This is a genomic window from Curvibacter sp. GW821-FHT01G03, assembly GCF_059422285.1.
Genome location: NZ_JBWKWP010000007.1, coordinates 108,583 through 130,134, shown reverse-complemented (window position 1 = coordinate 130,134; position 21,552 = coordinate 108,583). Strand labels below are relative to the sequence as shown.

Genomic DNA, 21,552 nt, shown 5'->3' with positions numbered 1-21,552 from the left:
AAAGACGTGGTCCCTGTTGCTCGGAAGAGAAGAACAAGGGCTGCCCAGGCGAACGGCTGATCACTCGGGCCAAGGCCCTGGAGCGGCACGCTTCCCAGTGGTAACCCCACGTCAGCGGCAGGGCCCCAGCAGGAGCCTGCGCCTATCGCCAGTCGCGTACCGGGCTAGTGTAACTGATGCGGCCCAAGGCCTGCATGCCAGCCCCCAGTGACCGTGCTGACGTCAGAGGGCTTTCAGGATTGGCTCAGCAGAGCCACCTTTTCGCTGTTGGCTGGGGCCGCTGCGGCTCGGGCGGGCGCCGGAGGCACTGGCACCATCACGGGGGGCAGGATGGGCACGTTGCGGCCGGCAGCCACTTGTTGAAGGCGGCTGTGTTCAGCCAGCACCTTGGCGGTGTAGCCACCATCGTCTTCGACGTTGGCCGCGCCCACGTAGAAGCGCAGTCCGCCTTCGATGGAGCCCGCCTTGGCGATGCAGTCCTGCAAGACCTTGACGCCAACGCGAAGGTTGGCCACGGGGTCGAAGGCCGCCAGATGGCCGCCAAAACCCTGGTACTTGTCGCTGTGCACCTGGGTCATCACCTGCATCAGGCCCTGGGCTCCGACGGCGCTCTGAGCGAACGGATTGAAGCTCGACTCGATCGCCATGATGGCGAGGATCAGCGTCGGGTCCAGGCTGTTGCGCTTGCCCACATCCCAGGCTTCAGCCACGAGGGCGCTCACGGGCTCGGGGGCCACACGGTACTTGCGGCTCAGCCAATAAGCCACGGCCGCCTGCGACTTGGGCAGGGCCCGTGGGTCGGTGGCGGTCGCACGTTCACGGGCGTCGCGTTCGTTTTGAAGCCCGGTGAGGGCTTCCTGACGGGACTGCAACCAGCCCATCAATTCTTCTTCGCCAGCCTGACGCAGGTCAGGGCGGGCAGTCAGGGTGATCACAGCAAAGGCAACAGCCAAGCCCAGCAGGGCAAAACCGTTGTGTGTGATCTCAAAAAAACCTTCGGCGATATCAGATGCGAAAGTTCGCAAGCCTCGGGCGATTTGACCTAACGCTGTCATAGCTCTTCCTTTCTACGCGTGGGGTGGTTCACGGCGGCACGGGCTGCGCAAGCAGCGGTGTGTGCCGTGAAACCAACCCTCGTTTGGATTGGTACGCCATCAAGTTCACCGGGGCACCCAAGGGGGTTGCAAAGGGGTGAACTGACTTAGCCGGGGTCGGCAGCGGGTTCGGGTTGTCCCTTGTTTTTGGGGACGGGCGGATTCTAGAAGCATTGCAAATAACAAGTCAACAGTATTGAATCGATTTGTTATATTTAAAATGGTATTAAAAATGGGGTATAGAGGCCCGGATCTGGACGTTCATACAGTCGTTAAAAAACTCAATCGAAGTTCATCTTCTGATTGGAAATCGCTTCTTGAATCGGCTCTTGTCCGAACTATCCTGAAAAGGCCTGAGCGTTTCAGGCGACCGTCGGCAAGTGACAGTCCACGCCCTGCGTATGACGGGGTGGCGATGACGAAGCGAACCCGGCAAACCCTGAAGGCAATCTCTTGCCTTCCCTGCAAGCCGGGACTGTTCTCTCCCGCTTGCATGTCTGACGGCAAAAGGCCCTTTAGCCAGCCGTCAAGCCCGGCAGATCGAGTGTTCGGTCTGTCGGGCTTTCTTATTTCGGATGCTGGGGCCTCCAGAGAGGCTTTCGTGAAATTTCACGCAATGCTTCGCTGCCGGCCGCAGCACAATGCTGCCCATGAATCTGGCGTCTTTGAGCAAGAACCCGTGGCTGCGACGGGGTGTGGTGGGTGCAGCAGGCATCCTGTTGGTCTGGGTCTTGGCTTGGGCCCTGGTGCCGCCGCTGCTGCGGCATTTGATCGCATCGCGAGCGAGCGAGGCTTTGGGGCGTCAGGTGAGCGTGGGCGAGGTGGATTTCCGCCCCTGGAGCCTGGAGCTCACGCTGCGCGATCTGGTGGTCCGCACGCTGGACGGCGATGCCGAGCAAGTGGCCGTGGAGCGTCTCTATATAGATGCTGAGCTTCAGTCCCTGGTGAGGCTGGCACCGGTACTGGATGCCCTGGTGATCGAGCGGCCCCATCTGCTGCTGACTCACACCCAGCCCGGGCACTACGACGTCGACGATTTGATCGCCCTGGCCAGCAAGCCATCGGACCCGGCGGCAGCGCCACTGCGCTTTGCGCTGCACAACCTGAGCCTGGTGGATGGTGCGATCGATTTTCGCGATACCGTGGCTGGTCAGGACCACCATCTGACGGCGTTGCAGTTGGGCCTGCCTTTTCTGAGCAACTTCGACTCGGGCCGTTCGGTGCTGGTGCAGCCGCACCTGGCATTTCAGCTGAACGGGACGGCATTTGAATGGTCTGCTCAAGCCACGCCCTTTGCAGACAACCGCCGTGCAGAGGTGCTGGCCCGGATGGCGCCGCTGGATCTGGCCCCTTTTCTGCCCTATTGGCCCAAGGCTTTGCCTGTGCGCCTGGCGTCGGGGCAGGTCGAGGCCGATCTGAAGCTGGTGTTCGAGCAGGTGCCTGAGCAAAAGCTGGTGCTGTCTGGCACGCTGGGTGCCCAGCATGTGCGCGTGAACGATGCTTCGGGCGGCACCTTGCTGGCCTTCCCCTCACTGTCGGTGGACCTGGCCGCACTGCAGCCATTGCAGCGTTCCGTGCATGTGCGGGCGGTGCGATGGGATGGCCCGACTCTGGATCTGCGCCGAGACGCAGCTGGGCAGTTCGCTTGGTCGGCGGCATCGGCGCCCTCTGCCGCAGTGCCTGGCAAGGCGGTTGGAGCACCTGCCGAGGCTGGTTCGGCAGAGCGTGGCTGGCATGTGCAGGTGGACCGCATTGAACTGCAGCATGCCCGGCTGGGCTGGCGGGATGAGGGGGTTCAGCCTGCGGCCGTGCTGTCGGCCTCTGATGTGGGGCTGCAGGTCGAGGCCTTGCATTGGCCCATGCAGGCACCAGCCCGTTTTCAAGGCAGTCTGGTGCTGGCAGGCCCCACCGAGGGTGCGGACCGGGGTGCCGACAAGGTGAGTGGCAAAAGCCGACCGGGCGTCGCTGTACCAGGCCCGGCTGGCGCCCGCCTGCGCTTTGAAGGGCAGGGCACTGACCGGGCCGCGTCCGTGGCCTTGCGGGTTGAGGGCTTGCCGCTGGCGGCGGCCGCACCCTACCTGACGCCCTACCTGAATCCGACGCTGCAAGGGCGGCTCAGCCTGGTGGGTGGGGTCGGCTGGCGCGCCCCCGATCTGGCGGTTCAACTGAGCAGCCTGACGGTGGATGCCCTGCGCTTGAGGCAGGGCGAACAGGAGTTGGCCGGGTGGGATCAACTGAGCCTCAGCGATGCCCGTATCGATCTGGGGCAGCACACGGCCAGTGCGGAGCTGCTGTCCCTCAGCGGGCCTCGGACAGCCGTGTCTCGCGATGCGCAGGGGCATTGGATGTATGAGTCTTGGTTCAAGGCCCAGAGTCCGGGCGCCTCGACGAAAGAGTTGAGACCGGGTGCTGTCGCAGACAAGGGGCATGTGCCGTCCGTCCAACCGCCCGCCTGGCAATGGCGTCTGGGGCAGTTGGCCTTGCGCGAAGGCAGCCTGGCCTGGCGCGATGCGACGGCTGTGGTGGCCAGAAAGCCTGGAGGGGTGGCGTTGGATGCCGCGGGTCTGCAGTTGCTGGCCGGCCCATGGAGTGGCGGCCCGAACGGACTGGGCACTGAGCCGGTGGAGCTTCAATTGGCGGCCCGTCTGGGGGCGCCGGCGCGCGATGGGGGGGGCGCCACCGAGCCGGGTCGCCTGGATTACCGCGGCCGGGTCAAGTTGGTGCCGTTTTCCACCCAGGGGCGACTGGAGTTGACCCGACTGCCTCTGCATGCGGTTGAACCTTATTTTGGCGATGTGCTGAACCTGGAGTTGCCGCGGGCCGACGCCAGCTTTCGGGGGGGGCTGGAGGTGACCGTGGCCGCTGCCGGCGCCACTGTGCGGGTCAAGGGCGACGGTGCGTTGGAGGATGTGCGGGCCAACAGTGTGTTGGCCCAGGTGGGGACCGACGCCGGTCCGCCCACCAGCGACGAGCTGCTGAGCTGGAAGGCCCTCAGCCTGCGGGGCATCGATCTGGCTCTGCAGCCAGGCCTGCCGCTCACGCTGGGGATTGCCGAAACCGCTTTGAGCGACTTCTATGCCCGAGTGGTGATCAACGACCAGGGGCGCATCAATTTGCAGAATCTGGTGCGCGACAGCACACCTGAGCCCGGCCTGGCCAAGGAGGCGGCTGCAGCCAAGCCGCCGCAGACACCGCAAGCACCGGCTCAAGCCGTCGCCAGCAAGCCCGTGATCCGCATGGGGCCGATCAGCCTGCTCAATGGACGCGTCCTGTTCTCGGATCGCTTTGTGCGGCCCAACTACTCGGCCAGCCTCAGCGAGTTGACCGGGCGCCTGGGGGCCTTCTCGTCGGTGCCCGAGGTCGCGAACGCCAGCCTGGCGGGCCTGGCCGATCTGGAACTGCGCGGGCGTGCCGAGGGCACGGCCTCGCTCGAGGTCTCGGGCAAGCTCAATCCGTTGGCCACCCCCCTGGCGCTGGACATCCAGGGCAAGGTGCGCGAGCTGGACCTGCCACCGCTATCGCCCTACACCATCAAGTACGCAGGCCATGGCATCGAGCGCGGCAAACTCAGCGTGAACGTGGCCTACAAGGTTGATCCGGACGGGCACCTCAATGCAAGCAACAACATCATCCTGAATCAGCTCAGCTTCGGCGAGCAAGTCGAAGGGGCTCCAGCCTCGCTGCCGGTGAAGCTGGCCGTGGCCTTGCTGGCCGATCGGGATGGGGTGATCGACATCAATCTGCCCATCAGTGGCTCGCTCAACGATCCGGATTTCCGCCTGGCACCCATCGTGGGGCGCCTTCTGTTGAACCTGGTGGCCAAGGCGCTTACCTCGCCGTTCAGCCTGCTGGCCAACGCGTTTGGAGGCGGCCACTCCGAGAGCAACGAAATCGCCTTTGCCCCGGGCGCTTCGGGCCTGACACCAGAAGCCCGGCAACGGCTGGACAAGGTCGCCCAGGCCTTGCTGGACCGCCCGGCGCTCAAGCTCACCGTGGTCGGGCAGGTCAATGTCCAACAGGAGCGAGAGGGCTATCGCCATCAGCAATTGGCGCAGATGATGCTGGCCGAAAAGCGGCGACAGGCGGTGCTTGCGGGCCACAAGGGGACTGAGGTCGAGGCGGTCACCGAGGCAGAGCAATCCGCTTTGCTCAAGGCCGTGTACCAGCGTGCCGACTTGCCCAAACCGCGCAATCTGCTGGGCTTGGCCAAGGATTTGCCGGCCTCCGAGATGGCGTCGCTGTTGCTGGCCAGCGTGCCCGTCACGGACGATCTGTTGCAAGCCCTGGCGGTGGAGCGGGGGGTGGTGGTTCGTGACTACTTGCTGGGTCGCGCGGTGCCGGTGAGCCGCTTGTTTCTCGGCGCGGCCAAGACCTTGCGCAACGAAGGCACCTGGACTCCCTCGGCTGAACTGCTGTTGGACACCCGCTGAAGGGGGCTGCCAGGCCGCCTTTCAGCCCTTTTGATCGGCGGCTCGGGGCCTGGTTTGGCGCCCCTCAGCAACACTGTTGACATCTTTCACCCGGCCGGTTTGGAGGGGCTTGTCCAATTCCGGCGAAAATAGCGTTTTGATTCCGTGCCGCAAATGTCTGCGTCACGGCGTCGTGCCCGCCTGATCAGGCGGCGCGCCGTGTTTACCGATCTACAAAATGTTCAGTTTTTCTTCCCGCAACAAAATGTCCGAAGCTCCTGAAGTGAACCCGGCTCCGGCCAAAGCCCAAGAAGTCCACCCTCTGGACGCGCTCACGGGCGGTGCCTTTTCTGCCCCCACCTCGGGTGAGCGCTCCTCGCGCATTCGCGAGTGGCTGGCGGGCAATCCGGCCGAAAGCCAATTGCAGGAGGTGTTCAAGGAACTCAGCGTGCGTGACAAGGGCGCAGCCCGTCCCGTGCGTGAGCGCCTGGACGAGCTCAAGCGCGCCAAGGGTCAGGAAGTGATCGCCGCCGAGTGGGCCGAGAAGGCTCAGGCCCTGCTGTCGGCATCGCGACTGAACATTGCAGACGCCATGGCCTGGCAGCGCGATGCGGCCAAGGCTGGCGCCCCGCTCAGCCGCGAACCGCTGTCGGTGCTCAAGGTGCAACTGGCCGATCGCGTCAAGGTGATCGAAGACCTGCAGCACCGCGTTCAGGTACAGCGCGAGGCCGCCGTGTTGCTGGCGCAACGCATCGAAGTGCTGTCCACCAAGCCCTGGCGCGATGCCCATGCGGTGCTCGAAGGCTTGCGCGGCGACGTGCAGGCCTGGCAGGACCAGGCACAAGGCCTCACCGGCGATGGCGCCTGGGCCAGCGTTGATGCCCGCTTTCCGCCCATGCTGGACGCTTCCCGTGCTCAGTTGCTGGTGGTTTGGGAGGCTTTCCAGGTCGCCATCGCCCAGGCGCTGGCTGCCTCGGAAGATGCCGCGGCACCTCTGCCCACCGTGCCCGTCTGGGCCGATGAACTGCGTGTGGCCCGTGGGCTGCCCACCGAAGCTTCCGAAGCCGCTGCCGCCAGTGCTGCAGCAGCCAAGCCGCCCCGTGCTGCCCGTCCGGCCGTGCCCCCCGAATTGCGCAACAAGGCCTCGAACATTGTTCGCCAGGCCCTGGAACGCCTCGAGAAGGAAACCGCTGAAGGTCATGGCAAGGGCAGCGCTGGTGCGGCCTCCGCGCTTCGTGCTGTGCTCAAGGACCATGGCAAGCTGATCGATGCTGCTCTTGAGCACCAGGTGCACACCGCCCTGGTGGCGGCCGGTGAACTCGAAGGCTGGCAGCGCTGGAGCGCCGACCAGGTGCGTGAAGCCCTGGTGGTCCGCGCCGAGGCCCTGTTGAACCGCCCTGAAGGCCAGACCCTGGGGGGTCGCAAGATGCAGGAAACCCTGCGCGCCCTGCGCGATCAGTGGAAGCAGACCGACCAGGGCGGTGCGCCGAACCACGCACTTTGGAAGCGTTTTGACGAGGCCTGCAACGAGGCCCACAAGGTGGTCGAAGCCTGGCTCGAAAAGATCAAGACCGATGCGGCCGAACACAAGGCCCAGCGACTGGCGCTGATCGAAGAGCTCAAGGCCTGGGCATCAGCCCATGCTGCCAGCACCGACTGGAAAGCCATCAACCGCGCGCTGTACCAGTTCAGTGACCGCTGGCGCGATGCCGGGCACTTGGGTGAAAAGGCTTTTGCCGAAATCCAGCCCCTCTGGAAGGAGGCCATCTCGGCCGCCGCTGCCCCGCTGGAAGCGGCCCAGAAAGCCAGCCTGGCTGTGCGCCACGCCATGATCGAAGAGGCCAAGGCCCTGGGCGCTGCCGCCTCTCTGCGCGTGGACGCTGTCAAGGCCCTGCAACAGCGCTGGCAGGCCGAGGCCCAAGCCGTGCCGCTGGATCGCAAGCACGAACAAAAGCTGTGGGATACCTTCCGCAAGCCGATCGACGAAGCCTTCAACCGCAAGAGCGCCGAACGCGAAAAGGCCTCGGCGGCCTTGAGCGAACGTGACAAGGTGGTGCTGGACGCGGCCAAGGCGCTGGAAGCCGCCAACGCCAGTGGCGACGCACAGAAGATCCGTGCTGCCATGGCGGCGCTGGACGCTGCCTTGCGTGGCCAGGCCCAGGCCCAGCAGGCCGTGGCGGCCGCTGTCGCAGCTGAGGGTGCCGAGGTGGCGTCCGCTGCTGAGGCGCCTGTTGCCGAGGCCGGTGAGGCCACTGACGCCACCGAAGGGGCTGCCGAGCCGGCCCAGGCTGCAGCCGAAGAGGCTCCGAAGCCCGCCCCGGCACCGCGCAAGGTGGTGGCTGTGCGAGGCGATGACCGCCCTGGCATGAAGAAGGCTGAGCCCGCACCGGCTGGCCGTCCGGGCCGTCCGGGTGAGCGCCGCGATGGCGGGGCCGGGCGTGATGGTGCCCGTGGCCCGCGTGATGATGGCCGTGGCGGTCCCCGTTTTGACCGCGGTGACCGCGGCGACCGTGCGCCCCGCGAAGACCGGGGTCCGCGCCTGGGTGATACGGCATTCCGCGCCCAGCGTGAGGCGCTGGAGCACGCCCAACTGGCGCTGCGCAAGTTGGCCGCCCAGGCCCATGGCGAGGCCCTCACCCAGTTGCTGGGCGCCTGGGAGCAGCGCGATCCGGCGCAACTGCCGGGCACCCAGGAGTTGGGTGGGCGGGTCAGCCCGGCCGTGCGTGGCGCCTGGAGCCAGGCGCTTGGTGCCGCCCCCAAGGGCGACGCCTCTACTGCCTTGCTGCGCCTGGAGATGGCGGCTGAGGTGCCGACGCCGGCCGAGCACATCAATGCGCGACGCACGCTGCAATTGCAGCTGTTGACCCGCCGTAACGATCCGTCGCCGCAACAGACCTGGGGCCAGGATGCGGCCACGGTGTTGGCGTCGCCCAGCGATCCGGCCACGGCACGTCGCTTGCAGAACGCTCTCAAGGCCTTGCTGCGCTGATGGCGCAGGCTTGGGACGGCGATCATGTCTGACTCGGGTTCGACCGTGGTCCCGCCCGAGTTGACGCCGCCTGCCGGCCTCTGCATCCGGGTGTTTCATCCGGCTGATGAGCCGGCGGCCGTGGCCTTGTGGGGCGCCTGTGGTCTGCTCAGGCCCTGGAACGATCCCCACAAGGACATCGCACGCAAGTTGGCGGAGCAGCCCGAGCTGTTTCTGGTGGCCGTACTGCCAGCCGCTCAGTCGGGTGACACCGAGCGGCTGATTGGCACGGTGATGGCCGGCTATGACGGCCACCGGGGCTGGGTGTACTACCTGGCGGTTGATCCGGCCTGGCAGCACCATGGCCTGGGCCGTTTGTTGATGCAGCGGGTGGAGGCTGATCTGCTGGCCCGTGGATGTCCCAAGATCAACCTGATGGTGCGTGCCGAGAACACCGCGGTGCTTGATTTCTATGCGCGCCTGGGCTTCAGCGCTGACGCGTCGGTCAGCCTGGGCAAGCGCCTGATCCCTGACGCCTGAGGTTGAAGCCGGCTTGCCTGACCGGGCTCAGGCGGCGGCTGGCAGCAGTGCCGCCAGGCCCCCTTCGGGTTCAAAACGCTTGTTGCGGAAGGTGAGTCGGGTCGGGCCTTGCCACAGCGGCTCGGACCGGCTGTGCCGGGGGTCCCCCGGGTAGCAGATCACTCGAAGCCCGTCCTGGTCAAAGGGTTCGGGCTCGATCAGAGCGGGGGCTCGCTGTCGGGCGCTGGCCAGCGCCTCGTCGGCCTGTTCAAAGCGCGCCAGTTGACTCAGGGTCATGATCTGCGGCGGCGCCAGATCCATGTCGTGGTTCCAGTAGCGCTGCAAGGCCTCGGCGGGGCGGATCCACAGCGCCTCGGTGGCTTCGTGGTTGTCATGGGCGGCCACCTGGCCGGGGGGCGCCTTGGTCACAAAAAATCGGGTGTCAAAGCGTTTGTTTGTCACCGAGGGTACCTTGGGGGTGATCCAACGCGACCAGGGCTGCAAGGCGCGAGTGGGTAAAACCCAATCCATGGCTTCGAACAGGCTCAGCAGGGACTGGCCCGCATGGAGCCGGTCCAGCCCCTGCTTCAGTGCTTCGCCCTGGGCGGGTTCACCCAGCAGCAGATCGCATTCTTCAAAGGTTTCCCGCAGGGCCGCCACATACAGGCCCAGTGCGGTGCTGGGGGCCAGCTCAGGTTCATTGAGGGTATGTGGCAGCGTGTCAATCGGCTGATCGCAGGTCAGTGCGAGGGCTTGCTCATCGGCGGGATCCAGCTTTCCGCCTGGAAAGACATGGGCATTGCCCAAGACCGCGGAGCGGCTGTGGCGCCGCAGCAAGAGCAGCTCCAGGCCCGCAGGAGCGTCGCGCAGCACGATCACGGAGGAGGAGGGGCTGGGAGCGCCCAGCACGGCTTCTGAATTGATTTCGATGACCATGACTGGCATTGTCGCGGTCATGAGCGGCTGTGTGTGACGCCTGGGTGTCCGGGTTTTCCGCGATGGCCCATGAAAAAAGCCACCCGTGGGTGGCTTCTCCAACAGCGGCTGAAGCAGCTTAGACGCGCTTGCGGTATTCGCCGGTGCGGGTGTCGATTTCGATGCGGTCGCCTTGCGAGACGAACAGCGGCACCGGGATCTCGAAGCCGGTGGAGATCTTGGCGGGCTTCAAGACCTTGCCGGAGGTGTCGCCCTTGACCGCTGGTTCGGTCCAGGTGATTTCGCGTTCGATGCTGGTGGGCAGTTCGACCGAGATGGCCTTGCCTTCGTAGAACACCACTTCAACAGCCATGCCGTCTTCGAGGTAGTTCAAGGCGTCGCCCATGTTTTCGGCTTCAACTTCGTACTGGTTGTATTCGCTGTCCATGCAGACATACATGGGGTCGGCGAAGTACGAGTAGGTGCAATCCTTCTTGTCCAGAATGATCTGGTCCATCTTGTCGTCGGCCTTGAACACGACTTCGGTACCGAAGTTGGCGATCAGGCTCTTGAGCTTCATGCGCACGGTGGCCGAGTTGCGGCCGCCGCGGCTGTATTCGGTCTTCAGCACGACCATCGGGTCCTTGCCGTGCATGATCACGTTGCCGGCGCGGATTTCTTGAGCAATTTTCATAAAAATGTAGGGCCCTGCGGGCCTGTTGGGCTTGAATCGGGGTTTCCTGGCGCGCCGCTGTCATTCTTTGCTGTTTCCAGTGGATCCAGCAAAGACCAGGCGGCACTGGCCGGGGAACTGCGCACCAGCAGGCTTTGAGCTGAAACGCCCGTGCTGCGCAAAACCTCGGATTTTATCGTTTTTCTGTGCAAAAACGAAGAAGCTGCGTGACCAGATCGCTTTGGACCAGCAGTTTGGCGCGTGCCGCCTGCACGCAGGCTTGCCATTCGGGCAGTTCGATCCGGGGCAGCGCTGCGTTGCTCAGACCATTCCACACCTGGTGGAACTGCCGCAGCGTGGGGGGTGAATCCAGCCAGTCGAGGAAGGCGTCCAGCTTGTCACGGTGGGCTTCATCGTCTTGGGGGTAGATGTGCCAGACCAGCGCCTGGCCGGCCCACAAGGCGCGCACCAGAGAGTCTTCGCCGCGCACAAAATTCAGGTCGCAGGCCCGCAAGCAGAGGTCGAATTCGGGTTGGGGCACAGCTTCGGGCCAAGCCAGGCGCAGCCGATCGGTCTCTTTTGCGAGGGCGGGGGCCTGGGCTTGCAGGCCTCGCACGGCTGCTGCAGGGCGTCCCGGCATGACCAGCAGGTGCACAGGCTGTCCGCCTTGGCCTTCAGTCCTCCAGCGCTCCAGCAGCGCGGGCAGGGCTGGGGGCTCGTAGCAGAACAGCGAGGCCAGGCAATCCTGGGCTTGAGCGCCCAGGCGTTGGCGTTGGGCCCGCCGCCATTCGGGCGTGGCTTCGTCGGCCACGCCGGGCCCTTGCATCAACCCCCCGGTGGCGGGGGTGAAGCCGGGGTAGAAGAACCATTTGGTCCAGCCCGCAGCGGGGCCATTCATCACCGGAGAGGGCAGGGCATGACAGCGTTCCACCCAGGCCTCGGCCGACAGGTATTCGAGGTTGATCCACACCGGAGGCCGCTCAGGTCGCTGGTCCCGGTGTCGGGCCAGCAGGCCCGCATCGATCTCGCAGCCAAAGGCCTCCACCAGCACATCGGCTGGTTTGAGTGCGGCGAGGCTGCTGGAGGGCAGGGGCTTGACCCAGGGCAGCACGGTGACCCCGGCCTGGCCCTGCGGCGCCATCCAGGTCAGGGCGCTGCCATCGTCGACCCACAATCGCACCTGCTCGCCACGGCGCGCCAGTTCGGCCGACAGGCGCCAGCAGACGCCCAGGTCGCCATGGTTGTCAATGACGGTGCAGAAGATGTCCCAAAGCATGCGTTGAGGACGCAAGGCAGGCTTGCGCGCAAGGTGAAGGTGGGGCGCATTGTCGCCGCTGGCCGCCCGGGTGGAGCCACAATACGCCCCCATGTCTGATGTGCATTCCGAACAACTGCTGTCCGAAGTGGCTGCCTTGCCCGCCTTGCCGGGTGTCTATCGGTATTTTGATGCCGACGGGGGCTTGCTCTATGTGGGCAAGGCGCTCAACCTGAAGCGCCGGGTTTCAAGCTATTTTCAGAAAGACCACGGGGGCACCCGCATCGGTCACATGGTGAGCAAGATCGTCCGCATGGAGACCACGGTGGTGCGCTCCGAAGCTGAGGCCTTGCTGCTGGAAAACAACCTCATCAAGACACAGAACCCGAAGTACAACATCCTGTTCCGGGACGACAAGAGTTACCCCTACCTCAAGCTGGCCAACCATGCCTACCCGCGCATGGCCTATTACCGGGGCGCGGTTGAAAAGAAGCATCGCTACTTTGGCCCCTACCCCAGCGCCTGGGCGGTGAAAGAGACCATTCAGTTGCTGCAGAAGGTGTTTCGACTACGCACCTGCGAAGACACCGTGTTCAACAACCGCAGCCGCCCCTGCCTGCTCTACCAGATCAAGCGTTGTTCGGGCCCTTGCGTCGACCTGGTGTCGGCTGAGGATTACGCCCGCGACGTGGCCGATGCCGAGCGTTTTCTGCGGGGTGAGGCCCAGGCGGTGATGGGGGAGATGGAGTCGCGCATGATGGCCCACGCCGAGCGGCTGGAGTTCGAGCAGGCGGCTGAGATCCGCAATCAGATGAGTGCCTTGTCGCGGGTTTTGCACCAGCAGGCGGTGGACACGGGTTCGGATCAGGACGCTGACATCCTGGCGGTTCGGGTGCAGGGTGGGCGGGCCTGCGTCAATCTGGCCATGGTGCGCGGGGGGCGGCATCTGGGCGATCGGCCGTATTTCCCGGTGCATGTCGAGGATGCTGTCAACCTCGGTCTACTGGACGACACGGACGCACCAGCCGATGCCGATGCCGGGGCCGAGCCAGCGCTGCCGGTGGAGGTCCGTGTGCTGGAGGCGTTCATTGCCCAACATTACCCCGGGGTGCCGGTGCCGCCGTTGCTGGTGACCAGTGTGGCGGTCAACAAGCGCCTGTTGGCCACCTTGTCGGAGCAGACCGGCGTGCGGATCGCCGCTGTGCACAACCCGCGCGAGCAGCGGCGCATCTGGCTGGAGATGGCCCAGACCAATGCCGACCTGCAACTGGCCCGCCTGCTGTCGGAGGAGGGGTCGCAGCAGGCGCGAACCCGTGCGCTGGTGGACGCCTTGGATCTGGAGCCTGAAGACCTGGATGCTTTCCGCGTTGAGTGCTTCGACATCTCGCACACGGCGGGTGAGGCGACCCAGGCCTCCTGTGTGGTGTTCCAACACCACAAGATGCAGAACAGCGAGTACCGGCGCTTCAACATCGAGGGCATCACGGGTGGCGACGACTATGCTGCCATGCGCCAGGTCTTGACGCGCCGCTATGCCAAGGTGGCCGAGGCCTTGCGCGAGGCCGGCGGTGCCGCGCCCGCGCCTGGCCAGGCCCGCCTGCCGGATCTGGTGCTGGTGGATGGTGGCAAGGGCCAGGTGTCGATGGCGCGCGAGGTTTTTGAGGCCTTGGGTTTGAGCCTGTCGGTCATCGTGGGGGTGGAGAAGGGTGAAGGGCGCAAGGTGGGCCTGGAGGAGTTGGTGTTTGCCGACGGCCGAGACAAGGTTTACCTGGGGCGTGATTCGGCGGCCCTGATGCTGGTGGCACAGATCCGGGACGAGGCACACCGCTTTGCCATCACCGGCATGCGGGCCCAGCGGGCCAAGGTGCGGGTGGGGGCCAGCCGGCTGGAGGACATCGCCGGGGTCGGCCCCAAGAAGCGCGCACGCTTGTTGCAGCGCTTTGGCGGGGTGCGTGGCGTAGCCGCCGCCAGCGTGGAGGATCTGTGCACGGTCGAGGGCATCTCGCGCGACCTGGCCGAAGAGATCTACCGGGCTTTGCGCTGATCCCGGTGTCCAAGGCACCGAAATCGGGCGCGACGGTCCGTTGCAGGTGCCTGAAGTGGGGCGCAAGCCACGCTTGATCCCCTCAAGGTGTATTCAAGCCGCATTCAAGCCCCAAGCCGGGGCGCAAGCCGTGACACAATCGTGCCCATGTTCTTCACCATTCCCACCATCATGACCTGGACGCGCATCGTCGCGATCCCTTTGATCGTGGGGGTGTTCTATGCGCCCCTGGACCCGGCGACGCGCAACCTGATCGCCACGGTGATGTTCGTGGTGTTTGCGGCCACCGACTGGCTGGACGGGTTTCTGGCCCGCAAGCTCAATCAGACCTCTTCGTTTGGCGCGTTTCTGGATCCGGTGGCCGACAAATTTCTGGTGTGTGCCTCGTTGCTGGTGCTGGTGCATCTGGGGCGGGCCGACGTCTTTGTGGCCTTGATCATCATCGGGCGTGAGATCGCCATTTCGGCCCTGCGTGAGTGGATGGCCCAGATCGGGGCCTCCAAGAGCGTGGCGGTGCACATGATCGGCAAGCTCAAGACCACCGTGCAGATGGTGGCCATCCCATTTCTTCTGTTTGATGGGCCCCTGCTGGGGGTGGACACCGGTGTCTGCGGCACCTGGCTCATCTGGGCAGCCGCGGTGCTGACCGTGTGGTCGATGGTGTACTACCTGCAAAAAGCCCTTCCCGAGATCCGGGCCCGCGTCAAATGAGCGCAGGAGGGCAGGCGAATGGTCGCTGGCTGGCGGCCATGCCGGCGGTGTTCGTGCTGATCTGGAGCACGGGCTTCATCGTGGCCCGTTATGGCATGCCCCATGCCCCTCCACTCTCCTTCCTGTGTGTGCGCTACGCCTTGTCGGTGCTGTGTTTCGGTGTCTGGGTGTTGGTGGCGGGTGTGCCGCTGCCGCGCAGCCGGGCCCAATGGGGGCACTTGGCGGTCACCGGGGTGCTGATGCATGCAGGCTACCTGGGCGGTGTGTGGGCGGCCGTGAAGGCCGGCATGGGCTCCGGGCTGTCTTCTTTGATCGTGGGCTTGCAGCCGGTGCTGACGGCGGCGTGGATGTCCTGGCATGGCAGCCGGGTCAGCCGCTGGCAATGGCTGGGGCTGTTGCTCGGCTTCGGTGGCCTGGTGCTGGTGGTCAGTGCCAAGATGGGGCAGGGCGGTGAGGCCTCCTGGCAGGCCTTGTCCCTGGCCGTGATGGCCTTGTTCAGCATCACGATCGGAACGCTCTACCAGAAGCGCCATGTGACCCCTTGCGACGTGCGCAGTGCCAGTGCCGTGCAGTTGGGGGCCGCCTTGCTGGTCAGCCTGCCACTGGCCTGGCTGGAGCCCGAATCGATCGACTGGACGCCTGAATTGATCGGTGCCGTGGCCTGGTCGGTGCTGGCCTTGTCTTTGGGGGCGAGCTCTTTGCTGTACCTGCTGATCCAGCGTGGTGCGGCCACCCGCGTCACCAGTCTGTTGTACCTCGTGCCCCCGTGCACCGCGGCGCTGGCCTGGTTGCTGTTTGGCGAGCCGATCACCAGTCTGACGCTGGCTGGCACGGCTTTGACTGCGGTCGGCGTCAGCCTGGTAGTCCGCTCGCGGGCTTGAGCGCCGGGTTGATCTTCCAGGGTTCGCCATGGAAGCGGTTGTGCAGAAAGTCGATCAGCAGGCGCACGCGTTTGGGGGTTCTCGCCTGCCAGGGCGCCAGCCAATGGATGTCTGCGTCAGCCATGGCGTGATCCGGCAGCACCCTCACCAGATCGCCGTTTTGCAGGGCGCCGGCGATGTCCCAAAGACTGCGCAGCATGATGCCCCGGCCCGCCAGGCACCAGTCGCGTACCAACTCGCCTGAATTGCTGCTCAGCGCGCCTTTCACGGTGACGCGGTGCAGGGCCTTGCGGCGGCCCTGGCTGGACTGCAGTGTCCAGTGATCGAAGCGCTGCGCCGTGTCGCTGCCGTTTTCACGCACCACCAGACATTGATGCTGTGCCAGGTCGTCGGCGCAAGCGGGTTCGCCGTGGGCTTTCAGGTAGGCGGGTGAGGCCACCAGCACCCGCTGGTTGCGGGCCAGGCGCTTCGACGTCCACTCACCGGCCCGTGGCCCGGGCACATTCCAGAGCCAGATCGCGCCGTCGTAACCCTCCACCGTCAGGTCGGGCAATTGTTCGACCAGGTGCAACTGGACCTGCAGGCGAGGGTAGCGCAGTTGAAACTCGGCCACGGCCGGGCCGACCCAAAGCCGCCCGAACCCGAAGGTGGCGGCCAGACGAATCAGGCCGGTGGGCTCTGACTGGCGCTCGCGCAGTTCGGCTTCGGCCTGCTGAAAGCCGCGCAGCAGCACCTGGGCGTGCTCGCACAGGGCGTCTCCGTCGGCCGTGGGGCTGACCTTTCGGGTGGTGCGTTGGAACAATTGAACCCTGAGTTGGCCTTCCAGGGCCGCCAGGCGTTTGGTGATCACCGGGGGAGTCACATGCAGGGCCCGAGCGGCGGATGACAGGCTGCCGTGCTGGCGGATGGCCAGCACCAGCTCCAGATCGGATCGATCCATTGTTTCCTCTGTGGAAATGATTGCTTGCCGGATTATTGCCTTTTGCCGCGATAGAGTTGAGGCCAATCAAGAAGGCAACCCAACCCATGTTTGACAATTTCTCTACCGACACGGCGCTGCGCGAGGGGCTTGCATTGCGCACCTGGCGTGGCGGCCAGGGGCCGGGATTGCTGCTTTTGCACGGGCACCCGCAAACCCATGTGATGTGGCATCGGGTGGCGGATGCCCTGGCCACCCGCTTCACCGTCGTGCTGATGGATCTGCGTGGCTATGGGGATTCAGGGCGCCCAGGCGCCTCGGCGGGGCATGTGGCGCACAGCAAACGGGAAATGGCGCTGGACGCCCTGGCCGTGATGCAGCACCACGGCTTTGACCGCTTTCAGGTGTTGGCGCACGACCGGGGTGCCCGGGTAGCGCATCGGCTGGCGCTGGACCGCAGTGTGGCGGTGGAGCGCATGATGTTGCTCGACATCGCGCCCACCCTGGCCATGTATGAGGGCACCACAGAAGCCTTTGCTCGCGCCTATTGGCACTGGTTTTTCCTGATTCAGCCCAGCCCTTTGCCCGAGACACTGATTGCCAGCGACCCGGCGGGCTATGTGCGGGGGGTGATGGGCAAGCGGCATGCGGGTCTCGCGGCATTCGATCCGATCGCTTTGGCCGAGTACGAGCGTTGTGCGGGCTTGCCCGGCACCGCGGAGTCGATCTGTGAGGACTACCGCGCCAGCGCCACCGTCGACCTGGCGCACGACCGATTGGATGCAGCGCAAGGGCGTGGCCTGGACATGCCCTTGCGCGTGTTGTGGGGTGAGCATGGCGCCGTGGCGGCCAGCTTCGCGGTACTGGATCTGTGGCGCGATCGCGCTTCGCAGCTCAGTGGGCGGGCCTTGCCTTGTGGTCACTACATTGCCGAAGAGGCGCCCGACCTGCTGCTGCAGGAAGCATTTGATTTTTTCAGGAGTTGAACCATGAGCAAGAAACGCATTGCAGTCATCGCCGGCGATGGCATCGGCAAAGAGGTCATGCCGGAGGGTGTGCGCGTGATGGACGCGGCGGCCCGCAAGTTCGGCATCGATCTGCATTTTGATCACTTCGATTTTTCGAGCTGGGATTACTGCGAACGGCACGGCAAGATGTTGCCCGACGACTGGAAGGATCAGATCGGTGGGCACGACGCGCTCTACTTTGGTGCCGTGGGCTGGCCCGACAAGATTGCGGACCATGTGTCGCTGTGGGGCTCGCTGCTGCTGTTCCGGCGCGAGTTCGATCAGTACGTGAACCTGCGTCCGGCTCGCTTGATGCCCGGCATCATCGCGCCGGTGGTGCGCCGCGATGGGTCGCCACGCCAACCGGGCGAGATCGACATGTACATCGTGCGTGAGAACACCGAGGGTGAGTACTCCAGCATTGGCGGGCGCATGTACCCGGGGACTGAGCGCGAGATCGTGATGCAGGAGACCGTGATGTCGCGCATCGGTGTAGATCGCGTGCTGAAGTTCGCCTTCGAACTGGCGCAGTCGCGTCCCAAAAAGCACCTCACCAGCGCCACCAAATCCAACGGCATTGCCATCACCATGCCCTACTGGGACGAGCGGGTTGCCGAGATGGCCAAGGCCTATCCTGGTGTCAACGTGGACAAGTTCCACATCGACATCCTCACGGCCCACTTTGTGCAGCGCCCCGACTTCTTTGATGTGGTGGTGGCCAGCAATCTGTTTGGCGACATCCTCAGCGACCTGGGGCCGGCCTGCACGGGCACCATCGGCATTGCACCCAGTGCCAACCTCAATCCGGACCGGCGTTTTCCGTCCTTGTTCGAACCTGTGCATGGTTCGGCGCCGGACATTGCAGGCCAGAACATCGCCAACCCGATCGGCCAGATTTGGTGTGGAGCCATGATGCTGGAGTTTCTGGGCCACAAGGACGCACATGACGCGGTGCTCGCGGCCATCGAGAAAGTGCTGGATCCGAAAAGTGGTGCACCGCGCACCCGCGACATCGGTGGCACGGCCAGCACCACGGATGTGGGGCGGGCAATCGCCGAGGTGCTCTGAGGCAAGAGAGCTCTCCAAGGGGCTGGCGCAGGACCTATTTCACGCTGCCAGCCCGAGCCCGCGCAGAGGTGTCGCAAAAACACCGCTGCGAGCGCCAAACACCCCCCGAAAAGAGTCTAGAATCCGCGTCCTTGCTGTTGCGAAACAGCTTGTTGTATTGACACCTTGAAGGTCCATCGCTTTAATCCTTTCAGCAGTTGAAGCTGCGAATGAGCCTCCCGCCCAGCGGACACAACCATCTCAGGATGGCCCAGCTGAGGGGAGGCAAGATTTTTGATGAGACAACCTGATCAACACCATTTCTGTACGAGGGGCTCCTTGTGAATAAGACTGAACTGATTGAGCACATTGCCAACAACGCCGACATTTCCAAGGCTGCCGCTGCGCGCGCCCTGGAGTCGACGATCGAGGCTGTGAAGAAGACCCTGAAAAAGGGCGGTACCGTTTCTCTCGTGGGCTTTGGTACCTTCGCCGTTGGTAAGCGCGCCGCTCGTACCGGTCGCAACCCGCGCACTGGCGATACAATCAAGATCAAGGCTGCTAAAGTTCCTAAGTTTCGTCCAGGCAAGGCATTGAAAGATGCCTTGAACTGAGATCCAGTTCAGGTGGGGTGCTTAGCTCAGCTGGTAGAGCAGCGCCCTTACAAGGCGCGGGTCGGCGGTTCGATCCCGTCAGCACCCACCACCACCGATGCGAAGGCGAACACATTGTTCGCCTTTTCTTTTTTGCCCTTGAAAGATTGCCATGTTTGAGTCCATCCGCAAGCACTCGAAGATCGTCATGATCGTGCTGTTCTTGCTGATCATTCCATCCTTCGTTCTGTTCGGCATTGATGGCTACAACCGGGCCATGGAAAAGGGCACGACAGTTGCCAAGGTGGATGGTCAAGCCATCACGCAGGGCGAGTGGGATGCCGCGCACAAGAACGAAGTCGAGCGTCTGCGGGTGCAGATGCCCAATGTGGACATCAAGCGCTTCGAATCTCCCGAAGCCCGTTACGTGACCTTGGAACGGCTGGTTCGCGAGAAAGTGCTGGCCTCTGCAGCCAGTGGTCAGCATCTGGCCATCAGCGATCAGAAGTTGGCACGTTCACTTCAGGACAACCCCACCATCGCCTCGTTGCGGCGCGAAGATGGCACGCTTGACGTCGAGCGCTACCGCCAGTTGCTGGGCTCGCAAGGCATGACCCCCGAGATGTATGAGGCCAGTGTGCGCGCCGATCTGGCGAGCCGTCAGGTGCTGGGTGGCATCAGCGCCAGTGTGGTGGCTCCGGCCGGGCAGGCCGACGTGGCATTGAATGCCTTTTTCGAGCACCGTGAGATTCAGGTGGCCACTTTCCGCCCTGCGGATTTTGTGGCACGGGTGACGCCCAGCGATGCGGACATCGAGGCCTACTACAAGGCGCACACTGCACGGTTCCAGATGCCTGAGCGTGCTACTGTGGAGTATGCCGTGCTTGATCTTGACAGCGTCAAGGCCGGCATCGCCCTCAATGAGGCCGACCTCAAGACTTACTATGAGCAGAACGCGGCGCGCCTGGCCTCCAAAGAGGAACGCCGTGCCAGCCACATTCTGATCACCTCGCCCAAGGATGCGCCAGCTGCAGAGCGCGACAAGGCCAAGGCCAAGGCTGAAGCGCTGCTGGCAGAGGTTCGCAAGGCCCCGGCCACTTTTGCCGATGTGGCTCGCAAGAATTCGCAGGATCCTGGTTCGGCCGCCAAGGGGGGGGATCTCGACTTCTTCGCCCGCGGCGCCATGGTCAAGCCTTTCGAGGACGCCGTGTTTGCCATGGCCAAGGGTGACATCAGCGACGTGGTCCAATCTGATTTCGGCTTCCACATCATCAAACTGACCGACATCAAGGTGCCTCAGCAGAAGAGTTTCGAGGCCATGCGCCCCGAGATGGAGGCTGAGCTCAAGCAGCAGCAAGCGCAGCGCAAGTTTGCCGAGGTGGCTGAGACGTTCACCAACACGGTCTATGAACAATCCGACAGCCTCAAGCCTGTGGCCGAACGCCTGAAGTTGACTTTGCGCACGGCCAAGGACGTGACCCGCGTGCCCGGCCCTGGCCTGCCGCCTGTTCTCGGCAACCCTAAGGTACTCGCTGCCTTGTTTGGTGCCGATTCCGTGAGCAAGAAGCGCAACACCGAGGCCATCGAAGTGGGCCCCAGCCAGATGGTGTCGGCCCGCATCGTGGACTATGTGCCAGCCCGGACCCAGGCCCTGGACGAAGTCAAGGCCAAGGTGCGCGAGTTGGTGGTTGCAGAGCGCGCCCAGGCCCTGGCCCGCAAAGAGGGCGAAGACAAGCTGGCGGCTTGGAAGACCAACCCTGCCAGCGCGACGAACCTGGGTGCTGCGGTCACGGTGTCGCGTGATGAGCTCGCCAAGCAGGCCCCGGCCGTGGTCGATGCAGCCCTGCGCCAACGTGGGTCGGCGTTGCCAGCCTGGGTGGGTGTGGACCTCGGGGCACAAGGTTATGCGGTGGTTCGCGTGGCCAAGGTGGTCCCGCGAGTGGGCGTCGAGGAGGCGCGCAAGGCCCAGGAGCGTGCTCAGTATGCTCAGTGGTGGGCATCTGCAGAGGCCCGTGCCTACTACGAGTTCTTGGCTGACAAGTACAAGGTTCAGCTCAAGACCGCCAAGCCCGCACCGCAAGCTTCTGAAGAAAATTCAAATTCGGGCGGTTAAGCAGAAAATTCGGGTTATAATTTTTGTCTGCGGTGGCTGTAGCTCAGTTGGTAGAGTCCCAGATTGTGATTCTGGTTGTCGTGGGTTCGAGTCCCATCAGCCACCCCAAGCAGATCCTGAAAACCCCGTCATGTTGAACATGGCGGGGTTTTTTATTGGCGGTCTGTACATCGCCTCGCCCCCCTTTGCCTTGGGGGCAGCCTCTTGCGGTATGACCGAGGGTTTTCCACGAAGCGATCAACCGTGGCGTGGCTCTGCGCAATTTGATTCAATCCCCTTGAGTCTCCGAGACTGAACGCTGAACGCCCGGCAGCACCAGCACCAGCGAAGACAGCGTCTTTGGTGTGGTTGTCGCAATATGATGCGTAAATTACATTACGTATAGATATGCGCTCTTCTTCACC

The 21,552-nt window shown here is 64.1% G+C and carries 15 protein-coding genes, 2 tRNA genes and 1 riboswitch; of the genes, 12 read left to right on the top strand and 5 right to left on the bottom strand.

Annotated features, from left to right (window positions below; genetic code table 11):
* Nucleotides 1-35: 35 nt before the first annotated feature.
* A riboswitch (ZMP/ZTP riboswitch) is annotated at nt 36-166 on the bottom strand.
* Between the two features lie 67 nt (nt 167-233).
* Nucleotides 234-1,055, bottom strand: coding sequence for a transglycosylase SLT domain-containing protein (locus AC07VS_RS11625; protein WP_492345098.1), 822 nt, complete (start codon nt 1,053-1,055; stop codon nt 234-236).
* A gap of 689 nt (nt 1,056-1,744) precedes the next feature.
* Between AC07VS_RS11625 and AC07VS_RS11620 the strand changes: the two genes are divergently transcribed.
* The 3 genes from AC07VS_RS11620 to AC07VS_RS11610 all read left to right on the top strand — a co-directional run bounded on the left by AC07VS_RS11620 (nt 1,745) and on the right by AC07VS_RS11610 (nt 9,011).
* On the top strand, nt 1,745-5,524 hold the full coding sequence (locus AC07VS_RS11620) for a DUF748 domain-containing protein (RefSeq protein ID WP_494751002.1): 3,780 nt from the start codon (nt 1,745-1,747) through the stop codon (nt 5,522-5,524).
* 244 nt (nt 5,525-5,768) lie between these two features.
* On the top strand, nt 5,769-8,492 hold the full coding sequence (locus AC07VS_RS11615; RefSeq protein ID WP_494751001.1) for a DUF349 domain-containing protein: 2,724 nt from the start codon (nt 5,769-5,771) through the stop codon (nt 8,490-8,492).
* 24 nt (nt 8,493-8,516) lie between these two features.
* The gene (locus AC07VS_RS11610) at nt 8,517-9,011 is read left to right on the top strand and encodes a GNAT family acetyltransferase (RefSeq protein ID WP_494751000.1); all 495 of its coding nucleotides are present in this window, start codon (nt 8,517-8,519) and stop codon (nt 9,009-9,011) included.
* 27 nt (nt 9,012-9,038) lie between these two features.
* Here the strand turns inward: AC07VS_RS11610 and AC07VS_RS11605 are convergent, their stop codons facing one another.
* The 3 genes from AC07VS_RS11605 to earP all read right to left on the bottom strand — a co-directional run bounded on the left by AC07VS_RS11605 (nt 9,039) and on the right by earP (nt 11,854).
* Complete coding sequence (locus AC07VS_RS11605; RefSeq protein WP_494750999.1) at nt 9,039-9,947, bottom strand: NUDIX hydrolase; 909 nt, start codon at nt 9,945-9,947, stop codon at nt 9,039-9,041.
* A 97-nt stretch (nt 9,948-10,044) separates the two neighbouring features.
* Nucleotides 10,045-10,599: an elongation factor P gene (gene efp, locus AC07VS_RS11600; RefSeq protein ID WP_492345103.1), complete on the bottom strand. Its 555-nt coding sequence runs from the start codon at nt 10,597-10,599 to the stop codon at nt 10,045-10,047.
* Nucleotides 10,600-10,771: 172 nt separating this feature from the next.
* Complete coding sequence (earP, locus tag AC07VS_RS11595; RefSeq protein WP_494751091.1) at nt 10,772-11,854, bottom strand: elongation factor P maturation arginine rhamnosyltransferase EarP; 1,083 nt, start codon at nt 11,852-11,854, stop codon at nt 10,772-10,774.
* A 91-nt stretch (nt 11,855-11,945) separates the two neighbouring features.
* On the opposite strand from earP, the gene uvrC reads away from it, so the two are divergent.
* The 3 genes from uvrC to AC07VS_RS11580 all read left to right on the top strand — a co-directional run bounded on the left by uvrC (nt 11,946) and on the right by AC07VS_RS11580 (nt 15,469).
* Nucleotides 11,946-13,877 (top strand): excinuclease ABC subunit UvrC, encoded by a 1,932-nt coding sequence (uvrC, locus tag AC07VS_RS11590; protein ID WP_494750998.1) that lies wholly within the window; start codon nt 11,946-11,948, stop codon nt 13,875-13,877.
* A gap of 147 nt (nt 13,878-14,024) precedes the next feature.
* Nucleotides 14,025-14,588, top strand: a complete 564-nt coding sequence (pgsA, locus tag AC07VS_RS11585; protein ID WP_492345106.1) for a CDP-diacylglycerol--glycerol-3-phosphate 3-phosphatidyltransferase — start codon at nt 14,025-14,027, stop codon at nt 14,586-14,588.
* The gene (locus tag AC07VS_RS11580; RefSeq protein WP_494750997.1) at nt 14,585-15,469 is read left to right on the top strand and encodes a DMT family transporter; all 885 of its coding nucleotides are present in this window, start codon (nt 14,585-14,587) and stop codon (nt 15,467-15,469) included. The genes pgsA and AC07VS_RS11580 overlap by 4 nt, the downstream gene beginning before the upstream one ends.
* On the opposite strand, the gene AC07VS_RS11575 is transcribed toward AC07VS_RS11580, so the two are convergent.
* Entirely contained in the window at nt 15,441-16,409 is a 969-nt protein-coding gene (locus AC07VS_RS11575) for a LysR family transcriptional regulator (protein WP_494750996.1), read from the bottom strand. The genes AC07VS_RS11580 and AC07VS_RS11575 overlap by 29 nt on opposite strands.
* An 86-nt stretch (nt 16,410-16,495) precedes the next feature.
* Here AC07VS_RS11575 and AC07VS_RS11570 point away from each other — a divergent pair, with 86 nt between their 5' ends.
* The 6 genes from AC07VS_RS11570 (at nt 16,496) to AC07VS_RS11545 (ending at nt 21,256) form a co-directional block, all read left to right on the top strand.
* Entirely contained in the window at nt 16,496-17,374 is an 879-nt protein-coding gene (locus AC07VS_RS11570; RefSeq protein ID WP_494750995.1) for an alpha/beta fold hydrolase, read from the top strand.
* A 3-nt stretch (nt 17,375-17,377) separates the two neighbouring features.
* Nucleotides 17,378-18,463 carry a tartrate dehydrogenase gene (locus tag AC07VS_RS11565; RefSeq protein ID WP_494750994.1) on the top strand — a complete coding sequence of 362 codons (1,086 nt, stop codon included), beginning with the start codon at nt 17,378-17,380 and terminating at the stop codon, nt 18,461-18,463.
* A 320-nt stretch (nt 18,464-18,783) separates the two neighbouring features.
* Nucleotides 18,784-19,056 (top strand): HU family DNA-binding protein, encoded by a 273-nt coding sequence (locus AC07VS_RS11560; protein WP_007858657.1) that lies wholly within the window; start codon nt 18,784-18,786, stop codon nt 19,054-19,056.
* 15 nt (nt 19,057-19,071) lie between these two features.
* Nucleotides 19,072-19,147: transfer RNA gene (locus AC07VS_RS11555), tRNA-Val, on the top strand.
* Between the two features lie 60 nt (nt 19,148-19,207).
* A complete protein-coding gene (locus AC07VS_RS11550) occupies nt 19,208-21,148 on the top strand; it encodes a SurA N-terminal domain-containing protein (RefSeq protein WP_492345111.1) in 1,941 nt (646 codons plus the stop codon).
* A gap of 32 nt (nt 21,149-21,180) precedes the next feature.
* Nucleotides 21,181-21,256: transfer RNA gene (locus tag AC07VS_RS11545), tRNA-His, on the top strand.
* Nucleotides 21,257-21,552: the final 296 nt, after the last annotated feature.

Coding starts and splice junctions, on each gene's coding strand:
- AC07VS_RS11615 (WP_494751001.1), top strand. CDS start 5,769: ATGTCCGAAGCTCCTGAAGTGAACCCGGCTCCGGCCAAAGCCCAAGAA.
- pgsA (WP_492345106.1), top strand. CDS start 14,025: ATGTTCTTCACCATTCCCACCATCATGACCTGGACGCGCATCGTCGCG.
- AC07VS_RS11580 (WP_494750997.1), top strand. CDS start 14,585: ATGAGCGCAGGAGGGCAGGCGAATGGTCGCTGGCTGGCGGCCATGCCG.
- AC07VS_RS11610 (WP_494751000.1), top strand. CDS start 8,517: ATGTCTGACTCGGGTTCGACCGTGGTCCCGCCCGAGTTGACGCCGCCT.
- AC07VS_RS11575 (WP_494750996.1), bottom strand. CDS start 16,409: ATGGATCGATCCGATCTGGAGCTGGTGCTGGCCATCCGCCAGCACGGC.
- efp (WP_492345103.1), bottom strand. CDS start 10,599: ATGAAAATTGCTCAAGAAATCCGCGCCGGCAACGTGATCATGCACGGC.
- AC07VS_RS11625 (WP_492345098.1), bottom strand. CDS start 1,055: ATGACAGCGTTAGGTCAAATCGCCCGAGGCTTGCGAACTTTCGCATCT.
- uvrC (WP_494750998.1), top strand. CDS start 11,946: ATGTCTGATGTGCATTCCGAACAACTGCTGTCCGAAGTGGCTGCCTTG.
- earP (WP_494751091.1), bottom strand. CDS start 11,854: ATGCTTTGGGACATCTTCTGCACCGTCATTGACAACCATGGCGACCTG.
- AC07VS_RS11620 (WP_494751002.1), top strand. CDS start 1,745: ATGAATCTGGCGTCTTTGAGCAAGAACCCGTGGCTGCGACGGGGTGTG.
- AC07VS_RS11570 (WP_494750995.1), top strand. CDS start 16,496: ATGTTTGACAATTTCTCTACCGACACGGCGCTGCGCGAGGGGCTTGCA.
- AC07VS_RS11565 (WP_494750994.1), top strand. CDS start 17,378: ATGAGCAAGAAACGCATTGCAGTCATCGCCGGCGATGGCATCGGCAAA.
- AC07VS_RS11550 (WP_492345111.1), top strand. CDS start 19,208: ATGTTTGAGTCCATCCGCAAGCACTCGAAGATCGTCATGATCGTGCTG.
- AC07VS_RS11605 (WP_494750999.1), bottom strand. CDS start 9,947: ATGACCGCGACAATGCCAGTCATGGTCATCGAAATCAATTCAGAAGCC.